Source organism: Marivirga atlantica (assembly GCF_016734805.1).
GTDB lineage: Bacteria > Bacteroidota > Bacteroidia > Cytophagales > Cyclobacteriaceae > Marivirga > Marivirga atlantica.
This window is the reverse complement of the sequence record NZ_JAERQG010000007.1, coordinates 13846-31850: the sequence shown is the minus strand read 5'-3', so window position 1 is coordinate 31850 and position 18005 is coordinate 13846. Positions and strand designations below refer to the sequence as shown.

Sequence of the window (18005 nt, the reverse complement as noted above, 5' to 3'; positions counted from 1 at the left end):
GTAAAAGGTGGGAGAGTAAGTCGTTGCCAGCTTTTTATTATATAAGGATTGTTGTTTATTCAGCAATCCTTTTTTTATGCCTAATCATTTTATAATCGCTCAATAGCGACCACTGACTATAAACAAGATTAATATAAAATGACAGGCTATATGAGACATATACGTATAGTATATCACGTATAGAACATGTTGCATAACTCTTTTTTATTAATATTATATTGTGAGTTCGACCACTCACCAAAAATAATTTCTATCCTTTTCTAATTAATGGTATATTCAACTCCTCACAATCAAAAACCATTATTATGAAGGAGTTTTATTATTTATTAATTGTTAGTTTTCTTTTAAGTGTCAATCTTTATGGACAAACTGATGGTCGCTTTCGAGACTACCCAGTTAGAAATGTAGGCCCTGTAATGCAAGGGGCACGTATAGTCGATGTAGACGTTAACCCGAAAAATAGTTATGAATTTTATATTGCTTTCGCTTCAGGGGGGCTCTATAAAACAATAAATAACGGTAATTCTTTCGAGCCAGTATTTGATAATCAAGGCTCATTAACGATCGGGGATATTGCGCTTGTGCCATCTGACCCACAGATAATTTATGTAGGCACAGGTGAAAATAATAGTAGCCGTAGTAGTTATGCTGGTGATGGTATATATAAGTCTAGTAATTCAGGGGAGACTTGGGTAAATATTGGTTTAGAAAATACCCAGCATATTGGAAGAATAATAGTTCATCCTAATAATCCGGATATTGTTTGGGTTGCAGCCATGGGGGGACTTTATTCTGATAATACTGAGAGAGGTGTTTATATGACGACAGATGCAGGAGCTAATTGGAATAAGGTTCTTTATTTAGATGATAAAACAGGAGCTATCGATTTAGTCATTCACCCAAAAAATCCTGAGATATTATATGCAAGTATGTGGCAGAGAAAGCGATATGCATGGGATTTTGAAGGTAATGGAGAGGGGTCAGGAATTTATAAATCTGTAGATGGCGGTAGAACTTGGGAATTAATTATGAATGGTATTCATGATGATGAATACACCGGTAGAATTGGTCTCGATATTAGTGCATCGAATCCTGAGATAGTATATGCCACTCTGGATTATCAGAAGGAAACGAAAGAAAAGAAAGAGCTTGAAAACTCTGAAGGACTAAAGTTCACGGAATTTAAGGATATGTCAGTAAAGGAATTTCTGGAACTTTCGAATGATGCATTAGATAAGTTTCTAGATGAAAATGGATTTCCTAAAAGATACAATGCTGTTAATGTTAAAAAGGAGGTTAAAACTGGTTTATATAAACCTGAAGCTCTTGCCAACTATTTTGGAGATTCAAATGAAGCGTTGTTTAATACTAATGTGTCTGGTTTGATTGTTTATAAATCTGTTAATGGTGGTGATTCCTGGGAAAGAACACATGAGTTTGATCTGGATGGAGTTTATTATACATATGGTTATTATTTTGGAGAGATAAGAGTGTCTCCTGCTGACGAAAATGAAATTTATATAACTGGAGTGCCACTTATCAAATCAACTGATGGTGGACAAACATTCCAGAGAACTGATACTATAGGTAATGTGCATTCCGATCATCATAGTATGTGGATAGATCCTGATAATCCGGATCATATTATTTTGGGAAATGATGGTGGTCTATATATTTCATACGATAGAGGGGCTACTTGGGATCATAGGAATAATATGAGTGTTGGTCAGTTCTACACGGTAAATGTAGACATGGAAGAGCCATACAATATTTATGGAGGGCTTCAGGATAATGGTACACTCGTAGGAAGCTCTAAGACAGTTCCGGCTGTTCGAGGTGAGTGGGAACGATTATTTGGCGGTGATGGTATGTATGTTTCGGCTGATCCTAGAAATTCAGATATTGTATATGTGGGTTTCCAATTCGGAAACTACTTTAGGCTAGACCGTGAAGCCAATAAATCAACTTATATAACACCTTCACATAATATTGGGGATGATAAATTGAGATTTAATTGGCGTACACCAGTTTTGATGAGTAGCCATAATCCTGATATTCTGTATATAGGTTCTCAAAAGGTTCATAGATCATTAAATCAAGGAGATAGTTGGGATGAAATTAGTGATGACTTGACAAAGGGTAGCAAGGAAGGTAATGTGCCTTTCGGTACTATTACAGAAATAGTTGAATCCCCTTTCCAATTTGGAAAGCTTTATGTAGGTACTGATGATGGTAATGCCTGGAAGTACACACTTCAGAATGGATGGGAGAAAATAAATAATGGTTTACCCAATGATTTGTGGGTCAGTAGTATACACCCTTCTGTGCACGAAAAGGAGGTTGTTTATTTGAGTCTTACTGGTTATAGAAATGATGATTTTACAACGCACGTTTATAAAAGTGATGATTCTGGTGCTAGTTGGACTTCCATCGCTTCAAATATTACTGATGAGCCTGTAAATGTTATTTATGAAGATTTAAAGTCACCAGAATTACTTTACTTAGGAACTGATAAGGGAACTTACTTAAGTACAAATGCTGGCGAAAATTGGGAGAAATTTCATGCTATTCCGAATGTGGCGAGTTACGATATGGTTATTCATCCAAGAGAACAAGAGCTTGTTATAGGCACTCATGGAAGAAGTGTTTTTGTTACAGATTTAAAACCTATCCAAAAAATCGTTTCAGATGATTTCAAGGATAAAAGCTTGATAGTTTATGACATTGAATCAGTTAGGTTCAATGAGCATTGGGGAGAGAAGCGGTATCCGTATCTGGAAGCTAATTTTTCTTCTATTAAATTGGAATACTTCATTAAGGAGGCATCAAAAGGAGCTTTAGTTATCAAAGTGAAAAATGAAGAAGGAGATATAATAAAAACTTTTGAGGTAAAAGAAGCTGATGCGGGCTTTGGTAGTGTTACATGGAATGGTAAAACTGATACAAACGATAGTTTCGTTCAGAAAGGTAAGTATGAGGTTGAATATCAGTACGGAAAGGAAAAGGTAACTGAAAATCTGGAAGTTAAGTAATTGTTAAATCGTAAAAAATTAATTTTATAATTGAATAAGTAATAAACTAATTAACGTATATTGCTGCCAATTTTAATATTAATAGTTTATTTTATGAATACGGGAACCGTAAAATTCTTCAACGAAGACAAAGGATTTGGATTTATTGTTGAAGATGAAACACAGAACGAAATTTTCGTTCACGTTAGTGGATTAGAAGAGGATATCGAAAAAAATGATAAGGTATCTTTTGAAACCACTGAGGGTAAAAAAGGCTTAAATGCTGTTAGCGTCAGAAGAGTATAATTATCAAATAATTTATAAATTCTGAATTGAAAGCTGGTTGTGAACAATCAGCTTTTTTTATTGTCTATATTTGAGTTTTAACCTAAAATATTATTGACTTTGAATATTGAGTTACTATCCAAAATATGTGAAGTACCTGGTGCTCCGGGTTATGAGAAGCGAATAAGAGATGTAATAATTAAGGAAGTTACACCTTTGGTTGATGAAGTAGAAATTGACAATTTAGGAAATGTGTTTGCCATAAAGAGAGCTAAAAATAATCCTGATGAGAAAAAGGTTATGGTAGCCGCCCATATGGATGAAATAGGGTTTATGGTAACTCATATTGATGATAACGGCTTCTTGAGGTTTACAACTCTTGGAGGGTTTGATCCTAAAACACTTACTGCTCAGCGCGTTATTGTTCATGGCAAAGAAGATATCATCGGAGTTATGGGTTCCAAGCCCATACATGTGATGACTACTGAAGAGAGAAACAAAGTAGCTAAGACTACGGACTATTTCATTGACTTGGGCATGCCGAAAGAGGAAGTTGAGAAAATAGTATCAGTAGGAGATACAGTAACACGTGAAAGAGGCTTAATTGAGATGGGTGACTGTGTAAATTGTAAAAGTATTGATAATAGAGTATCAGTATTTATTTTAATTGAAGCACTCAAAACAATGGGAGATGTTCCTTATGATGTTTACGGAGTTTTTACTGTTCAGGAGGAAGTTGGTTTACGAGGTGCTAATGTTGCTTCTCATAAAATCAATCCTGATTTCGGTATAGCACTGGACACTACCATAGCTTTTGATTTACCAGGAGCACAAGCTCATGAAAAGGTGACCTCTTTAGGCAAGGGAACAGCTATTAAGGTGTTAGATGCCATGACTATTTGTGACTATCGCATGGTTAACTTTATGCGCGAAACTGCTGATAAAAATAATATTCCTTGGCAGTCAGAGATATTAACGGCTGGTGGCACTGATACAGCCGGATTGCAGCGCATGGGTAAAAATGGAGCTATAGCCGGAGCTATTTCTATTCCTACCAGACATTTACATCAGGTAATTGAGATGGCTCACAAACAAGATATTCAGAATTCAGTTGACTTATTAAATAAGTGTCTGGAAAATCTGGACAAGTATAACTGGGATCATTAAATATAGCCATGAGAAATATCTTCATATTATTTGTATTAAGCCTTCTATTTGTAAATAGCGTTTATTCTCAAGAAGATAAAAGCCTACAAATTTCAGGTGTAGTTTTAGATGCGGAAAGCCTAGAGCCTATTCCGTTTACTTCTATTCTCATACGCGATAAGAGTATGGGTACTGTAGCAGATAATAGCGGATATTTCTCGTTTTTAGCACAGCCAGGTGATACCATTACTTTTAGAAGTGTGGGGTATCAGCAAAGAATATTTGTTATCCCTACTTCATTATCAAGTAAATCTTATTCATTAATTGAGTTGATGATACGTGAGAATGTATTACTTGATGAGGTGGTTGTATATCCGCTTCCTGATTTTGATGAAATGGCAAGTACTATGCTTAAAAGAGAATTGACGCCTTATCAACAGAAGCAAATTGTAAGTTTTAAGCGTGATTTAGACCAGTTATTGGAAGAACAAACCAGAAAAAATGAAGAATACTATGATCAGATCAGGTATGCTAAATTTTATAATATGACTGGTATAATTCCTCCCAATAATTTTCTGAATCCGATGACTTGGTCAAACTTTATCAGAGATTGGAAAAAGAATAATGATGATTGATTTATTCTAAACCAATCATCACGAAAGCACCCCAATAAATAGGATCTTTATATTCATTTCTAATTTCTTTTTTGGCATCAATAAAGGCTTGTCTTTTATTGCCTGTTTCTAACCACTTACGGTAGAAACTTACCATCAATTTTTGTGTAGCTTCATCAGAAACTTTAAATAAGCTCATGATGAGTGTTTTTGCACCAGCTACCAGGAAGCTTCTTTGTAAGCCATATACGCCCTCTCCTGCATGTACTTCTCCTAAACCAGTTTCACAGGCGGACAGTACTACTAAATCAGTTTTGTCAAGGTTAAGGTTCATAGCCTCATAAGCAGTTAAAATCCCTGGTTCTATGTTGAAGTTAAACTTGGTTTTAGCCAATACATCTCCTGCACCCTTTAACATCAAGCCGGATTTAAGCAATGGGTTATTACCCAAGCTGGTCTCTGTCATACTAGCAGTTTTATCCGCTTTCCTTTCTTCATCGGAAAAGAAACCATGAGTGGCTATATGAAATACTGCCGGACTTCTCATTTCTTTTACTTGATTCTCATCTGCGGTCAACTCCATATAGTCAGCTGTTTCCCATCCATTGTCTTTGAAGAGTTTAGTAAGTGCTTCAATTTCAAGACGTGTACCAGGAAGCTCACTTACCTGAGTTGCACCAGACCTAAACTCGTTAACATAATCTGTTTTAGAAGCAAGGTAGAATTTAGGGTCACCGAAAAGTAAAGCAGTTTTCTGCTCTAAGTTTTCGGAAGGAGTAGTTTTGTCATGCAGTATCAGCTCTTTTGTATTGCTTACTAATATGATATTGGAGTTATCGATTAGATATTTTCCGCTATCCAAAGGAATGGCTTCTAAATTAATTTGGTTGAAAACACCATCAGGGGATAAGTATAAGGTAACATTCTTGCCAATGGCATTTTCAATAGGTTTCCAGTACTTCTGATAACTGTATCTATCTTTTATTCTATATTTTATGCTGTTTCTGTAGTTATTGAAATACTTTGATTCCAGGTCATTTCCATCATTTAATACTACGAATGAAGGTTTACTTTTCTTCTCATTTTTTAAGATGAGCATAACATAAACTACAGAGTCTGTTAAAAACCTGTTAAAGTAACGATACCTAACCATTTCAATAGCTACTTCATTAGGCTGTAGCTTATCCTTAACTTGTTCCCAGCTATACTCTTCCTTGTCAATATCTTTTCCAAAGAGTTCTGATTTCTGGCTTAGTTCTTTTTCAATTAGTTCTACCTCTTTTGCCAAGTCTGATAAATTAATATCATTTTGTACCAGTTGCTCAGAGTTCATTGAAATAGCCTTAGAAAGTGTTTCTTTCTTGTTGAGCCAGTTGAAGTATTTTATTCGTAGAAGTGAGTCAGGGCTATTTAAGATGCGCTCTCTCATCTTGATGGAACTACTTAGAAGAAGACCTTTGGTTTTTAAGGTGTTGTTATAAACAGACTCGATCATCTCAGGATAGTCATCATACAACCTCATGGCCATGGTATTATAGAAATCAAAATCACCCCTAATAGTGTTCCAATACTTTGTTTTCTCACGTTCACTAAGTGCCGGAAAATACTCTTCTATAAAGTTGTTATAGTTCTCTATTACTTCTTCAATGTAGGACTTGGCATTTTTGAAATCACCATCCATGTAATAAACTTTACTAAGTCTGGACGTAGCTTTTACATATTCCGGATGTTTGTCATTAAAGAACTTCTCATTAAGCTTTCTGCTGTTTCGGTATTCTTTTTCAGCATCTCTATATTTAGATTGCCTGTAATAAACATCACCTCTTAAAATGTGGATGTCAGCAGCCTTGATGTTATTTCTTCTTCCTGCTTTTGACTCCCATATTTTCTGACTTTGATCAAGGAAACTTAAAGCATCTTCCAGCTTACCTTGTGAAATAAAGAAAGTTGAAAGGTCTTTTAATAAGTCCGCATATAATGGGCTCAGTACTGTAAACCTCTTTCCGATAATATCTTTCGACTCAAAAAGAAGTTTCTCAATATTATCATAGTCTTTGTCACCACCATAAAACTTGGCAATTGCCAAACGTGAAATGGTTGTGGCTACATCAACATGAGACCTGCCGAACTGATTTTGGAGTGTTGCAATAGCCTTGCTATAATATTCTTCTGATTTTTCGAAGTCACCTATTGCCTCATACAATTCTCCTAAAAGAAGTGTAGCCGGTGTATTCTTTGTAGAGTTTTCACCATATGCTTTTTCTGAAATGGCCAGGGCTTTCCGTGCATTCTGCTCAGCTTCAGTATAATTACCTTTAATCAACTGCAGCCTACCATAGTCAACCAAAGGATTAATAAGTTTTAATGATTCAGGACCATAAACTTCTTTGTTTTTTGCAATAGCCCTAGTCAATACCTCATCAGCATCAGTGTACTGGCCAATTTCCAGGTATACGGATGCTAATTCTTGCTCTGCATTAATTGGGTTATACTCAGGACTTGGTATAGCTTTCTTGAATAATTTTTGAGCCTCTTCAATAGCGTCCTGCGCTTCATCATAAAAACCTTTTATAGTCAATAAACGCGCTGAAGTTTCAAGTGCTTTTACATAGTAGATGATGTTAACGTCATTATCAAAGTTTTCTAAAATGGAGAGGGATTCCTGAAGGTTTTTATCGGCTTTCTCATATTCTCCAATCTTAATTTGTAAATCAGCAATTAGGTTTAATTCTTTTCCAAAGTCTATATCCTGATTATCATATTTAACCCTTGTAACAGTTAATGCCTCATCTAATAACTGTGATGCTAGTTTGTAATTATCATTGAACTGATAGTTTTTAGCCAGGTGGTTGAGCATATCTACATATTTCATGTGGCCGCTCGTAATCTGGTTCTCTATTTTCCCGAAGTATACTTTATCATAAATTTGAAGTGCCTCATCAAATTTATCTGTATTGTCTACCAGATGGTTAGCCAAATCCAATTTGGCGAATCCCGTGGCGTTACTGTTTTCTCCGTAGAGTTTACTTTTAATATCAATGATGGTTTCTAAATAAGTTTGAACATCCTCATAGTCGTTTCTGGCACCTGCAACTTTTACCAGAGTATTGTAAATGGTTATTCTATCCGGATGATCAATAGGGAGGATGTTGGCATCGGCTAAAAGCTTCTTGGCTTGTGATTCAATCTTTTTGACTTTTCCTTGCCTTAAATCTGACTCAAATGATATGGAAGCTAATTTTACGAAATGCGTACTACTCTTATCAAAATTTGCCTTTAATATCTTCTCTAAGTCTTTGTAATAGGCGCTTGCTTTACCAGAATTACCATCGTTAATTGAATTAATAACCAGCTTCTCGAGGTTTCTTAATGTAAATGGATGAATATCGCCTAGTGCTGAGAGTGAATAAATATAAGCGTCCTTAAAGTAGCTTGCTGGTAACTCATTGGTTCCATTTTCTTCAAGCATTTGCGCGAAATAAAATAAATGGTCAGTAAAATACTTGCTTCTTTTACCGAGCTTATCTTTTATCCAGTTTTCGCCAAATACAAAGGCCGAATCTGATCTGAGGAACTCACCTCTGAGTCGTAAAGCATTACTTTTTAGGGTGATCCATCTTGCTACATCTTCGTAACGAGCCTCTTCCTCATCATTTGAGAGTTTTTCAGATTTACTTTTTAAGGATCTTTGCAGGTAAAAACTCTCTTTGTCGTTTATAATATTTAAAGCTTCATTGTAGTCACCTAATGCTAATAGTATTTCTGCTTTCTTCAAATAAAGGTCTGCCAGATAAAGTTCATCAGCTGCGCTGGATTCACTAAAAATAGGTAGTACCTGTTCAATGAGGTCGTTAGCTTTCAGGAAATTACCATAAAGCATCATGTTATTAGTGGCATCAAGCAAATTAAGACCATGACCAATGCTTTCTTTTCCATTAATCTTCTCGCTAATAGCGAGTGCCTCATTATTTAACAGGTAAAAGTTATTGAATTTACCGAGGGCCCAGTTGTATTTAGCTCTTTTCAGCTTAGCAACTGCCACAAACCTATTTTCAGGTCCAAGTTTCTTTTGGCTTTTATCCTCTAACTTATGAGTGAACTTAATGGCCTTTTCAAATTTATTCTTCTCGAAATTCTTTTCAGCCTTTTCTAAGTATTTATTGAATTTTTTAATATTCTGTGCTTGAGTGCTTTCTGAGTGAACAAAAATTAACAGTGCAGAAATAATAAAGGCGAGGTAAATAGTCTTAAGGCTTCTCATCTGAATAAATAATATAATTAATTGTAGGTTAAATTTAAAAAATTAAAGTTGAACCTACCTAATCAATTAAACAGAAGGGTAGAAAATATTACATTATCTGAGACATTTATTCTAAAGTGAAGACCAGAGCCTTCAATAATATACCTAATTTTGGTCTCGCATTATGAGACCTGATAACTACAAAGAACATTTTAAAAGAAACTTCCTTTTGGCCTATCCGGTAGTGCTAAGTCAGCTGGGCCATGTTTTGGTTGGTACGGCTGATTCTATGATGGTTGGTAGAGTAGGCGTGAACGAGTTGGCTGCAGCTTCGGTGGCTAACTCAGTTTTTAGTGTGCTCATGATGTTTGGTATTGGTGTTTCATTTGGACTAACACCGCTAATAGCCATATCAGATGGTGAAGGTAAGCCAAGAAAGGGCATGCGTTATCTCAAACATAGCTTTGTAATTAATGTGATTTGTGGATCGATTCTATTTATCATTTTACTTTTTGGTGGGCCAATACTTGATTTGTTGGATCAACCTAAGGAAGTAGTGGTGCTAGCGAAGCCTTATTTGGAAATAATTGGTTTTTCTTTAATTCCATTTATGTTATTTCAGACCTTTAAACAGTTTGCAGAAGGCTTATCACTAACCCGACAAGCCATGTACATATCCATTAGTGCCAACTTAATTAATGTTATACTCAACTATATTCTTATTTTCGGAAAGTTAGGTTTTGAGCCCTTAGGCTTAGTAGGTGCCGGTTGGGCAACATTAATATCAAGGATTTTGATGGCTTTTGCCATGATGTTTTTTGTCAGGTATAATAAAAGATTTACCACTTATTGGAGCTATCTGGGAGTTACAAAGTGGAATTGGGGCTCTTTTAAATACATACTGAATTTGGGAGTACCTATGGGTTTTCAATATATATTCGAGGTAGGTGCATTCGCTTCTGCAGCTGTTATGATTGGTTGGATGGGGGCTGTGCCTTTAGCTGCCCATCAGGTAGCTATCAACCTTGCTTCAATCAGCTATATGATGGCTACTGGTATTTCAGCAGCAGCTACAGTTCGGATCGGAAATCAGATGGGAAAAAAAGATATACCTACAATGAAAATGGCAGCAAATACCTGCTACGGAATGGCTGCTGTATTTATGATATTTGCTGGACTCGTCTTTACATTATTAAATAATTGGCTTCCTACTCTTTATACACAAAACACAGAGGTAATAAGCACAGCCTCTTCACTACTGATAATTGCAGCCTTATTTCAACTATCTGATGGTATTCAAGTGGTTGGCCTGGGTACTTTAAGAGGTATTGGTGATGTTAAAATTCCGACATTCGTAACTTTTGCAGCTTATTGGTTAATAGGCCTACCCATTGGTTATGTACTGGCCTTTAAGTTGGATCTCCAGGAAAGAGGTGTATGGTACGGATTGCTCATTGGTTTAAGTGTTACTGCTGTTATTTTATTGGCACGTTTTAATAGGAAATCTAAGCAATTGGTTTTGAAATATGCCTGATTTTAAATGGTAGTCACTATATTTGAGAAGGTGTGTGTTTTTTAAACCCCGAGAATCAAATTAATTTAGATTTTAGCTGCTTTTCAGTTCAATGACCAATCTTTTCAAGCAATTATATACAATATGGTGTGCAATAGTATTTGTTGGTCTGTTCTTAATTTTATTTCCGTTCTTTCTGATCATTATTCCTGTACAGCGCTGGCATAAATTCAGTTTCTATTTAAACCGCATTTGGGCAACTACGGCCCTTGCTTTAGTCGGCATTCAGACAGATATTAGAGGAAGAGAAAAATTATCAGCTAGCGAGCAATATGTTTACTGTGCTAATCATTTTTCATTATTAGATATTTTGAGCTTTGGATTTGCACCAAGCACCGTGATTTATGTAGGTAAGGTTTCACTGGCTAAAATACCGCTGTTTGGCTATATGTTTAAAAAGATTCACGTAACTGTAGATAGGGCCAGCATTAAAAACAGGTACCATGCCCTTCAAGAGGCTTTAGATAAAATTGGAGAAGATAAAAGTTTGGTAATGTTTCCTGAAGGAGGAATCTACAGCAAAAACTTACCTAAAATGGTTAGGTTTAAAGATGGAGCTTTTAGAGCTGCAATAACCAAACAAATTTCGCTTGTACCTGTGTCCCTTCCTGATAATTGGATAATTTTACCAGATGAGTCTTTGCCACTCATCAGCAGAAAAAAAATGAGAATGATATTTCATGAACCTATTTCAACCAAGGGTATGACTTTTGACGATATCCCGCAATTGAAGGAAAAGGTTTATCAAATTATACAGGAAGAAATTGATGAATTTCATACAGTAGCACAATGAGTATAAATAAAGATACGCTTGAAAAAATAGCCCATCTGGCAAGATTAGAATTCGATGAAAAGGAGTCTGATAAAATGCTAAAGGATATGAACAATATGTTAGCATTTGTTGAAAAACTTCAGGAATTGGATACAGAAAATGTAGAGCCTTTGCAAAGCATGTCTTTCGAAGTAAATCAGTTAAGACCTGATAAGGTTGCTTCACCTTTATCGAGGGAGGAAGGACTTAAAAATGCACCTAAAAAAGATGATCAATTTTTTAGGGTACCAAAAGTAATAGAATAAGAAAATTTCGTTAATAGCTATAATGCAGTCACTAACATTTTGGAAGAGTTGGAATAAGAATTACAGGGGCATATATCAAATGCTCCTTTTTGTTTTTGTACTTACAATGGCTGTAAGTGCCTATTTTCAGTTGTTTGGTACTGATATTGCCTTTCCTTTGGAAAAAGTACGGAAAACGCAAAGTATCAACCTTTCCCTACATGATGTTCATGACTTCGTTTTTGACTTGCCTATACCAGCAAGAAATTATATCATCCTTCAAGGATATCTTGCTCCTGAACAAAGCATCAGTATTTCTATTAGTTACATTTATCTGGCAGTTACTGCTTTATGCTTAGCTTTTATAGCGGCAGCAGCGACTTACTTTAGCAGACTTTGGTTTCTAATATTCCAATCTATTTTAGTGATATGGATTATCACGCTAAAACTTCCTTATCTGTCACTCTTCGGAATTGATAATCAACTATTCAATTTTGCTTTTGTCGTTTTGTTTTTAGGTGTTGGTTATATATTCCATGCCTATAAAACAGAAAAATCACTATTCTTAAAGTGGTTAAGTTTTCTTGGATTAATTGCTGTCCTTTTCGGATTTATTGCCTTCGGGAGTAGTCAGGAGAGTCCTTTGCTTTTTGTGGCTCAGCATGCAGTTATTATTCCAATTATACTGGCAGCCATATTCATAGGGAATGTGGCTTATGATGTATTGCTTCATATCGTTTATATTTTAGCAAATAAGAAAACTGAGAATGAGGGATCAAATCTAGGTCACTTTATTGTGTTAAGCTTACTGTATTTAGGTTATGTAGGACTTACTTTTTCACGTAATGATTTTCTCATCCGCTGGGACATTGTTTACCTCGATGAGTTTTTGTTGTTAACAGTATCTGCAATTCTAGGTATCTGGGGTTTTAGAAAGAGAAACGAACTTATTAACGCCCAGTTAAGCTTTGCACCACTTGGGGCCTATCTTTATCTGATTTTCGGAATTCTGGCTTTTACCACCATTGGATGGATTTTCGCTACGGCCAATGATCCTTTGATTGATACTTTTGAAGATATTATAATATTCACGCACTTAGGTTTCGGTATATTATTCTTCTTCTATGTGATATTTAATTTCATCACTTTTTTGATGAAAGGAATGAATATCTATAAAGTAGTGCTTAAGCCAATGCGTATACCTTATAATGTTGTACGGATCGCTGGACTAGGTCTTGTAATTGTTATGGTGCTGAGGGTTTCATATACTCCTTATTTTCAGGCTTTGGCTGGTTATTACAGCGGTATTGCTGATTTTTATCTATATACTGATAAAGAGGATGCAGCCATTACTTCTTTTAAAATAGCAAAGCAATATGCTGCTACAACACACAAACCTAATTTCAATCTTGGCCTAAATGCTTACAATAATGAGGAATGGGTGGAAGCCAGTCATTATTTTAGTAGGGCTAATTACAAGCGACCAACTGTACAGGCATTTTTAAATAAGGCGCAGGCTCAGCTGAATGCTAATCTTATTTTTGAAGCACTTTTTACTTTGCAAGATGCTCAGCAGGTATTTCCTGATAATGCTTATATACTCAATATGGAAGGTCTTATCTATGACCAACTTAACAAAACGGATTCTTCTTTTCTGTATTTTGATGCGGCCTACAGAGCTTCAAATGATAAAGAACTCCATGATCTTGCGTTATCTAATAAGTTAGGATTATTTGCCAAAAACAAAGTAGCAGAAGAGTTGCCGGCATTGGCAGAGGTAGAAAACGGATCAATTCCATTGAAGGCGAATTACTTGGCATTATCCAATTTATACAAAAGTAATGTAGGCCAAGACCTATTTATTGCTCCAGTTGATAGTCAGCTTACCTATAATGATTTTTCATTATTGTTTAATCAGGTAGGTAATTCATCTTTGGCAAATCAGGAGTATGCCACAAGACTAAAGCGCTACACGGAATTTAAAGGAAATAAGGCATTCCAAAAATCATTAAAGTACGTAGAGGCACTTTCAAAAAACTTTGCCGGTAAACAGAAGGAAGCTTACAGTTTAATATTTGACTTACAAAATGCTGAAATATCTGATGCGGGGTTCTATTACCTTGTTCATGGTTTTTGGCTGATGGATCAAGGTGCTTACGATCAGGCAGTAGAGAAATTTGAGAGAGCAGAAAAGCTGAAAATGTCAAAAGCAGTCACTTATAAGGTGCTTGCTTTAATCAAGGCAGGTAGATTATTTGAAGCTGCAAATTATTATCAAAAGCAGTTCGAAGGTAATACTGTAAACCAGGAGGTTTTAGATGATGATCCTTTATATCAGTTTCTTCAGGCAAAAACTACTGATTTACCTCCCAACTTTTTGTACTTGTGGCTTCAAACTAATACTTCTTTAACAGGTGAAGAACAAGCAGAATTAGAGAAAAGACTTGAGGGTACTTTTTTTGAGAAGTTAATGTTACTTGAAAAAGCAGATCAACTGATAAAAGAGAAGGCATATCAGCAGGCTTTGGTTGAATTGAATAATGTAGAAGTAAGTAAGTCTGATTCCGCGCTTTTCCAATATAAAAATAATTTGCTTTTGTCTATTGGCGCGTTACATTCAAAGCTGGATTTGATACAAAGAATAGATACATCCGATCTTTCTGTTTATCCATATAATTATAAACTGATGCATCAGGCCTTTTTAGCTAAAGCTAATTCATCTGCAGATGTAGATAGTCTAATGTATAAATTAGGATCAGAGAATGTATTCTTTGAAAATGGCATTCAGCTAGCTTGTGATCATTTTATTGCATCCAATAATAACGAGAAGGCTTATGATATTTTGGTAGATGCTGCCAGGTTAAACCCAGAAAGCACCATAATTTTAAAAGCTTATACTTTGCAGGCATTAAGAATGAACATGAACAGCTACGCTGCTGATGCGCTTGATGATTTAGAAATGCTGTTATCTGAAAAAGACTTTACGGTATTTAAAGAGAAATACGATAAATTAAGGGATCAAAAAGCAGCAGAAGGCTGGTAAATTCCGTTTATCACAAATAGTTTGTTGTTGCAAAATACTAAAGGTAAATTTCAATCAAGAATTTGCTATATTAAAATAAGACATGGCTAACAGTACATCAGTAATACATACCGATAGCATTGCTAAGGTTTACAAAATGGGGACAGAAACAGTGGAAGCACTTAAATCTGTTTCTATTAACATTAACAAGGGAGAATATGTAGCTTTTATGGGGCCTTCCGGTTCTGGAAAATCTACCCTTATGAACATTATAGGTTGTTTAGATACGCCAACAAGAGGTCTTTATAATTTAAGTGGGCAGAATGTTAGCGAAATGTCTGAAAACGAATTAGCTGAGATTAGAAATAAAGAGATCGGTTTCGTCTTTCAAACATTTAATCTCTTACCAAGACAGAGCTCAATGGAAAATGTAGCGCTACCATTAATTTATGCTGGTTATGGTAAGTCTGAAAGAGAAGAGCGAGCTAAAGAAGTGCTTGCCAGTGTTGGATTAGGTGATAGAGCCTATCATAAACCCAATGAACTTTCTGGTGGTCAAAGACAGCGTGTGGCTATTGCTCGTGCTTTGGTAAACAACCCTAGTATTATTTTAGCCGATGAACCTACCGGTAACCTTGATACTAAAACTTCATATGAAATAATGGAGCTTTTCCAGAAGCTTCATGATGATGGAAACACTATTGTTATGGTAACTCACGAAGATGATATCGCGCAATATGCTCACAGAATTATTAGAATGCGAGATGGGTTGGTGGAAACCGATAATATCAATGATAATGTAACTCGTGTTGCTAATGAATTAAGCGAATAGTTGTATCCGTTCATTTTCTAAGGAGGGCATAATTTACTATTAGGCCCTTTTTTGTTTTCTTTATTTTTGTTTAAGTATTTACTCGTTTAAGTTATAAAAGTCTTATCGAACTATTGATTCTCGGCAATAAGCACTATTTTAGGAGGCCAAAACTTTTCAACCTGCTTTAACTATTTTTTGATTAAGAAATTTTCTATATAAAGATTTATAAAATTCCTTAGGTAGGTTATGCAAAGTGAAAAAGATAAAATTCGAATCGTAATAGCGGATGACCACGAGATACTAGCAAGTGGTATAGCTGTTATGCTTTCCAAACATGACGAGTTTGAAATAATAGGCACCGCTAAGGATGGAAACGAGGTTATAAAAATAGTTCAAAATAACACCACTGATCTCGCTATTTTAGATTTGAATATGCCTAACCTCAATGGAATTCAAACTACTGAGAAGCTCAAAAAGGATTTCCCTGATGTTAAAATTCTAATTTTATCCATGTTTGATAGAGAAGGCTATATACAAAATGCGTTAGATGCAGGGGTTGATGGCTATGTCCTCAAAAATGTTAATGAAGATGAGATTGTAGCTGCTATCCATCGAATTATGCAGGGTAAAACCTATTTCTCGCAGGATGTGATGGAAAAGATGGCCAATAAAATGCGTATTTATGGTGAGGCTGAAGGTGGGGTGAAGTTATCTGAAACGGAAAGAAAAATTTTAAAATTGCTTGGTGAAGGAGATACCTCTGATGAGATCGCCTTGAAACTGGAGCAAAGCACGCATAGCATAGTTTCTTATAGAAAGATGCTGCTTCAAAAGTTTGAAGCAAAAAATGTGTCGCATCTTATAAAAGTGGCATTTGAACGAGGTTACCTGGGTTAATTATTCCTCTTCTTCCTGAATGTTTTCGTAATCTTCCCAGCGTTGCTGGTAATTATTGTAGAGGTTTCTGATATACTCATCCATTTCAGTGGAAACCGTTCTAAGCTTCTGAGCAACATCTTTTATCGAATTTTCATCCACTCGATCCAGTTCAATTAAATTTGTCAAGCCCAACATGGTAGCAACAGGTCTTCTCATGATATGAGTGATGTCAAAGATAATCTGTTCTAAAATGGCTTCGTAAGTCTTATTAAAGCTTATATCTTTTATAGCGCCCAAACACAGAATTTCTCCCATATCATTTCTGAAGGTGTTAACCTTAAGCATATAATACGAAGCTTTATCTTGCTCATTTTTTAGTTGATAGGCATACTCAATGGAATTGCGCTTTTTCTTATTGTTAAGTTCAAGTTTGAAGGATTCAAAACTTTTTTGATGTAGCAGCTGGAAAAGTTCTTCGTCCGGTAAAGAGTTTTTTAAGGCGGTGAATAAAGGAGTTATTTTACTCGCTTCATCGCTAATAAATATCTCACCTAATCTACCTTGAGGATCTATAGTGTATTCAAAATGAGCACCTGGCAGTTGATCTAACGATTGTACATATAATGGTTTACTAACTTTAGATTTATTATTTCCAAGCAGATTATTGTTGTGTAACTTTTGCACATGCTCTTGAAGATGCTTTAGGCTAGTTTTGTGCTGTTCTGCAGAAATAGGTTCTTCTTTATATAATTGGCCTAAAATGCCTATTGCCTTTCCGTTATTGTCAAGAATAGGATAGGCAAGTAGTTGTGGACTTTGGCTATAAAATTCAAAAAAGTATAAATCCTGAAAAAGTGTATGATGCTTTACGTTCTGTGCGTAAAATAATTCAGCGTTTAAGGTCTGGAAACGCTTTTTTATCCCTTCAAAATCTGTTGAACAAAATGATTTTATGCCTTCCTGTTTATTGTAGGAAATGTGAAAATTCTCTTCCCATATGATTAAAAAAGCAATTTCACTTCTACATATGTCACAACTCAACTTTAATAAGTCGTCATAAATTAAGTGCATGGTTTGATGAAAAGGCTGTAGTTTATGTGAGTTGTATTCTGAGTATAAGTTCATAACATTCATCTTTAAAGAGTTTATCCCCTAATTAGCGTGATAAATGTTTTGGTACAGATTAAAAAATACTAAAAGGGGGCGAGGGAAAAGAGATGAACAACAATAGGGGGAGCAGTCAAATCTTTTGGGTTACCCCTCGACCCTTTTAGTAACTGTATTACATAAAGGTTTTGGTTAAACTTTACATTCTCAAAGGTATAGTGGTAGGTTGATTTAGAAAACACTAGAAATGGTAAAAAT

12 protein-coding genes are annotated in these 18005 nt (G+C 35.4%); 10 read left to right on the top strand and 2 right to left on the bottom strand.

Annotated elements, in window-relative coordinates; all coding sequences use genetic code 11:
* Positions 1-305: 305 nt before the first annotated feature.
* The 4 genes from JKP34_RS17970 (at position 306) to JKP34_RS17955 (ending at position 5077) form a co-directional block, all read left to right on the top strand.
* Positions 306-3032 (top strand): VPS10 domain-containing protein, encoded by a 2727-nt coding sequence (locus tag JKP34_RS17970; protein ID WP_201924666.1) that lies wholly within the window; start codon positions 306-308, stop codon positions 3030-3032.
* 93 nt (positions 3033-3125) lie between these two features.
* A complete protein-coding gene (locus tag JKP34_RS17965) occupies positions 3126-3317 on the top strand; it encodes a cold-shock protein (RefSeq protein ID WP_201924664.1) in 192 nt (63 codons plus the stop codon).
* Positions 3318-3410: 93 nt separating this feature from the next.
* Positions 3411-4463: a M42 family metallopeptidase gene (locus JKP34_RS17960; RefSeq protein ID WP_201924662.1), complete on the top strand. Its 1053-nt coding sequence runs from the start codon at positions 3411-3413 to the stop codon at positions 4461-4463.
* An 8-nt stretch (positions 4464-4471) separates the two neighbouring features.
* Positions 4472-5077, top strand: a complete 606-nt coding sequence (locus tag JKP34_RS17955) for a carboxypeptidase-like regulatory domain-containing protein (RefSeq protein ID WP_201924660.1) — start codon at positions 4472-4474, stop codon at positions 5075-5077.
* Between the two features lies 1 nt (position 5078).
* On the opposite strand, the gene JKP34_RS17950 is transcribed toward JKP34_RS17955, so the two are convergent.
* Positions 5079-9317, bottom strand: a complete 4239-nt coding sequence (locus JKP34_RS17950; protein ID WP_201924658.1) for a CHAT domain-containing protein — start codon at positions 9315-9317, stop codon at positions 5079-5081.
* Between the two features lie 163 nt (positions 9318-9480).
* Between JKP34_RS17950 and JKP34_RS17945 the strand changes: the two genes are divergently transcribed.
* From JKP34_RS17945 to JKP34_RS17920, 6 genes are all read left to right on the top strand, one after another.
* Positions 9481-10830: an MATE family efflux transporter gene (locus JKP34_RS17945; protein WP_201924651.1), complete on the top strand. Its 1350-nt coding sequence runs from the start codon at positions 9481-9483 to the stop codon at positions 10828-10830.
* Between the two features lie 91 nt (positions 10831-10921).
* Positions 10922-11662, top strand: coding sequence for a lysophospholipid acyltransferase family protein (locus tag JKP34_RS17940; RefSeq protein ID WP_201924643.1), 741 nt, complete (start codon positions 10922-10924; stop codon positions 11660-11662).
* Positions 11659-11946, top strand: a complete 288-nt coding sequence (gatC, locus tag JKP34_RS17935; protein ID WP_201924641.1) for an Asp-tRNA(Asn)/Glu-tRNA(Gln) amidotransferase subunit GatC — start codon at positions 11659-11661, stop codon at positions 11944-11946. Before JKP34_RS17940 ends, gatC begins: the two co-directional genes overlap by 4 nt.
* A gap of 22 nt (positions 11947-11968) precedes the next feature.
* Positions 11969-14968, top strand: a complete 3000-nt coding sequence (locus tag JKP34_RS17930; protein ID WP_201924639.1) for a hypothetical protein — start codon at positions 11969-11971, stop codon at positions 14966-14968.
* A gap of 82 nt (positions 14969-15050) precedes the next feature.
* Positions 15051-15779 carry an ABC transporter ATP-binding protein gene (locus JKP34_RS17925; protein WP_201924637.1) on the top strand — a complete coding sequence of 243 codons (729 nt, stop codon included), beginning with the start codon at positions 15051-15053 and terminating at the stop codon, positions 15777-15779.
* A gap of 228 nt (positions 15780-16007) precedes the next feature.
* Positions 16008-16658 carry a response regulator transcription factor gene (locus JKP34_RS17920; protein ID WP_201924635.1) on the top strand — a complete coding sequence of 217 codons (651 nt, stop codon included), beginning with the start codon at positions 16008-16010 and terminating at the stop codon, positions 16656-16658.
* Here JKP34_RS17920 and JKP34_RS17915 read toward each other — a convergent pair whose 3' ends face one another.
* Positions 16659-17765, bottom strand: coding sequence for a hypothetical protein (locus tag JKP34_RS17915; RefSeq protein WP_201924632.1), 1107 nt, complete (start codon positions 17763-17765; stop codon positions 16659-16661).
* Between the last annotated feature and the right edge of the window lie 240 nt (positions 17766-18005).

Coding starts and splice junctions, on each gene's coding strand:
- JKP34_RS17950 (WP_201924658.1), bottom strand. CDS start 9,317: ATGAGAAGCCTTAAGACTATTTACCTCGCCTTTATTATTTCTGCACTG.
- JKP34_RS17930 (WP_201924639.1), top strand. CDS start 11,969: ATGCAGTCACTAACATTTTGGAAGAGTTGGAATAAGAATTACAGGGGC.
- JKP34_RS17915 (WP_201924632.1), bottom strand. CDS start 17,765: ATGAACTTATACTCAGAATACAACTCACATAAACTACAGCCTTTTCAT.
- JKP34_RS17920 (WP_201924635.1), top strand. CDS start 16,008: ATGCAAAGTGAAAAAGATAAAATTCGAATCGTAATAGCGGATGACCAC.
- JKP34_RS17970 (WP_201924666.1), top strand. CDS start 306: ATGAAGGAGTTTTATTATTTATTAATTGTTAGTTTTCTTTTAAGTGTC.
- JKP34_RS17945 (WP_201924651.1), top strand. CDS start 9,481: ATGAGACCTGATAACTACAAAGAACATTTTAAAAGAAACTTCCTTTTG.
- JKP34_RS17955 (WP_201924660.1), top strand. CDS start 4,472: ATGAGAAATATCTTCATATTATTTGTATTAAGCCTTCTATTTGTAAAT.
- JKP34_RS17940 (WP_201924643.1), top strand. CDS start 10,922: ATGACCAATCTTTTCAAGCAATTATATACAATATGGTGTGCAATAGTA.
- JKP34_RS17965 (WP_201924664.1), top strand. CDS start 3,126: ATGAATACGGGAACCGTAAAATTCTTCAACGAAGACAAAGGATTTGGA.
- JKP34_RS17925 (WP_201924637.1), top strand. CDS start 15,051: ATGGCTAACAGTACATCAGTAATACATACCGATAGCATTGCTAAGGTT.
- gatC (WP_201924641.1), top strand. CDS start 11,659: ATGAGTATAAATAAAGATACGCTTGAAAAAATAGCCCATCTGGCAAGA.